The sequence below is a fragment of the Tunicatimonas sp. genome, from assembly GCF_049647865.1.
GTDB lineage: Bacteria > Bacteroidota > Bacteroidia > Cytophagales > Cyclobacteriaceae > Tunicatimonas.
Genome location: NZ_JBARYM010000087.1, coordinates 1 through 2,675, shown reverse-complemented (window position 1 = coordinate 2,675; position 2,675 = coordinate 1). Strand labels below are relative to the sequence as shown.

The 2,675-nt window shown below is 44.9% G+C and carries 4 protein-coding genes and 1 pseudogene; 4 read left to right on the top strand and 1 reads right to left on the bottom strand.

Annotated elements, in window-relative coordinates:
* From WBA23_RS03020 to WBA23_RS03005, 4 genes and pseudogenes are all read left to right on the top strand, one after another.
* Nucleotides 1–334: ABC transporter permease (locus WBA23_RS03020; protein WP_424580769.1), on the top strand; the 334-nt coding region annotated here is incomplete at its 5' end.
* 119 nt (nt 335–453) lie between these two features.
* Nucleotides 454–681 (top strand): hypothetical protein, encoded by a 228-nt coding sequence (locus tag WBA23_RS03015; RefSeq protein WP_424580768.1) that lies wholly within the window; start codon nt 454–456, stop codon nt 679–681.
* Between the two features lie 44 nt (nt 682–725).
* Nucleotides 726–1,091: pseudogene (locus tag WBA23_RS03010) on the top strand (PIN domain-containing protein); the annotation flags it as partial.
* A gap of 164 nt (nt 1,092–1,255) precedes the next feature.
* Nucleotides 1,256–2,374: an alkaline phosphatase gene (locus WBA23_RS03005; RefSeq protein ID WP_424580767.1), complete on the top strand. Its 1,119-nt coding sequence runs from the start codon at nt 1,256–1,258 to the stop codon at nt 2,372–2,374.
* Nucleotides 2,375–2,448: 74 nt separating this feature from the next.
* Here the strand turns inward: WBA23_RS03005 and WBA23_RS03000 are convergent.
* Nucleotides 2,449–2,675: DUF6261 family protein (locus WBA23_RS03000; protein WP_424580765.1), on the bottom strand; the 227-nt coding region annotated here is incomplete at its 5' end.

Sequence of the window (2,675 nt, the reverse complement as noted above, 5' to 3'; positions counted from 1 at the left end):
ATTGGGTTTGGTGGGTCTAGCTTCGTATACGGCTGAGCAGCGTACCAAGGAGGTCGGTATTCGTAAGGTGCTGGGGGCATCGGTTAGTCAGTTGCTGTTGCTACTCACTAAGGGCTTTTCCAAACTCATTTTAGTTGCTTTTCTCATTGCCTGTCCGTTAGCCTACTTCCTAATGAATTACTGGCTAGATACTTTTGCTTATCAAGATACACTAAGCGTTTGGAGCTTTGTGCTAGCCGGAGTAGCCGCTTTGCTGGTAGCCGGTATTACCGTTGGTTCGCAAACCTTCCGTACCGCTACCCAAAACCCAGTAGACTCACTGCGGGATGAATGATGGGCGAGGTGGGGAGAGCGTAGAGCAAAGCCAATGTATCAAGCACGCAGCTCCCTATCGACGAGAGAAGGTGTGGTTTTGAAGTGAAAAGATGGTTATATTGAAGAAAATTAGTTGCTATGAATGCTGTAGAATTTGAGGCAAATATTACCGATGGAGTTATTAAAGTGCCTGAGCAGTATCGGGATAAAATAACATCCAATGTGCGGGTGATAATTTTAAGCGATACTCAAGACGATCACGTTTCTGGTACCAGCGATACAATTTCTCTCTTACTTCACAACCCCTTGAAGGTAAAAGATTTTCGTCCTTTATCCCGAGAAGACATTTACCAAGATACCAAATGAGCTATTTTGTAGATACGAATGTCTAGCTTTATGCCTTCAACGATCAAGACGAATCTAAAAGAAAACGAGCTAAGGCATTAGTACAGAAAAAAGAATCAGGAGAGGTTCCCGTCTTGAGTACTCAGGTTATTAATGAAGTATGCGTTAATATGCTGAGAAAAACAGACTTTACTGAGTCCGATATTGTCCAACTAATAGAATCATTTTATCAGAATTACCGTGTGGTAAATCTAAATCGGGAAACACTAATTAAAGCTTCTCTAATCCGTTCGAACTACAGTTTTTCTTTTTGGGATAGTATAATTGTTGCGTCCGCACTTGTTCACGAATTTTCTCTAATGTATAGTGAAGACATGCACCATGGACTAGTTGTAGATAATAAGCTAACTATTAGAAACCCTTTTGTATAATAAGGGTAAAGGGTAATGGTGAAGAGTATAGAAAATCCTACACCCTTCAACCCTCTACCATTTACCGTCCACCCTTCCTACTTCTTAACACAAAAGAAACATCAGTTCTACGGTAAGTTTGCTGAAAGAAAGTATCTTTGCCGATCAAACTACACCACTATTCCATGATCCGCCCGCTTATAATCAGTCTCTCTTGCCTACTGCTGGCTCAGTGCCAATCCCAAGAATCAACCAACACTTCCGCCCGCGGAGAATCTACCCGTCCTAAAAATATTATTCTACTGATTGGTGATGGTATGGGTGTTACCCAGGTTACCAGCCGATTTTACTACGGCGAGGGGGAGCCAAACTTCTCTCGGTTTCCCTACGTTGGCCTGATTAAAACTTCTTCTTCTCGCGAGAAAATTACCGACTCCGCCGCCGGGGCTACAGCCTTTTCTGCCGGACAGAAGACGTACAATGGGGCAATTGGGGTAAAAGATGATTCAACCTCCGTAGAAACTATTACCGAATTAGTATCCGATGAGTTAAGTACGGGAATGATTGCCACCTCATCCATCGTACACGCAACCCCCGCCTCATTTTACGCCCACGTTCCCGCCCGTAGCCAGTACGAAGATATTGCGGCCCAGCTTACTACCTCGTCGATAGACTTTTTCGCGGGGGGTGGCACGCAGTTCTTCGCCGAACGCACCGACGGACTAAACTATCTGGATAGTTTGGCGGACCATGGCTTTACGATTGATACCACCCAGTTACAGCAGCCAGAAAATTTCTCTATGGAGCGCAAATACGGGTTTCTGTTGGCACCCGACGGAATGCCCCGGATGCTAGACGGACGAGGTGACTTTCTCCCGCAGGCCACTCAGATGGCATTAGACTATCTCTCGCAAGATGAAGATGGCTTCTTTTTGATGGTAGAAGGTTCGCAGATCGACTGGGGCGGACACGCTAATGATGCGGAGTATATTATTGAAGAGGTAAAAGACTTTGACAAAACTTTGGGAGTAGCCCTTGATTTTGCTGAACGCGACGGAAATACCTTAGTAGTAGTAACCGCCGACCACGAAACCGGTGGCTTTGCACTATCGTCGGGTGACAACTACAACAATCTGGTAGGCACCTTCTCTACCGGAGGCCATACTCCCGATCTTATCCCCGTATTTGCCTACGGACCTGGGGCAGAACTTTTTGCGGGTATCTACGAAAACACCGGAATCTACGATAAGATGATAGAGGCCAGCGGATGGAAGAAAAATGACAGCTCGGTGGCGTCTCGTTAGGAAACTAACAATAGCTTGAAATAGATTTATTTGTATAACGGACGATTGAACAAATACTACAACCCTATAAGAACCTATTCTACTATGGGTTCACCGATATTATCTAACCTTCTTCGCTCTACAATCTGGTTGAAGTGCTCAATGTTTTCGTTCAGGTGATTAATAAACAAGGTATACTCGGCCGAAGGAGTCAGTGTGGAGTGAGCCTCAATATGTTTGACCAATGTGCGATACGCCTCCGAAGTACTTTGTACCAGTTCACGAGTACTTTGGGTCTCCTCCTTACTCGTTTCTTCTAATC

Coding starts and splice junctions, on each gene's coding strand:
- WBA23_RS03015 (WP_424580768.1), top strand. CDS start 454: ATGAATGCTGTAGAATTTGAGGCAAATATTACCGATGGAGTTATTAAA.
- WBA23_RS03005 (WP_424580767.1), top strand. CDS start 1,256: ATGATCCGCCCGCTTATAATCAGTCTCTCTTGCCTACTGCTGGCTCAG.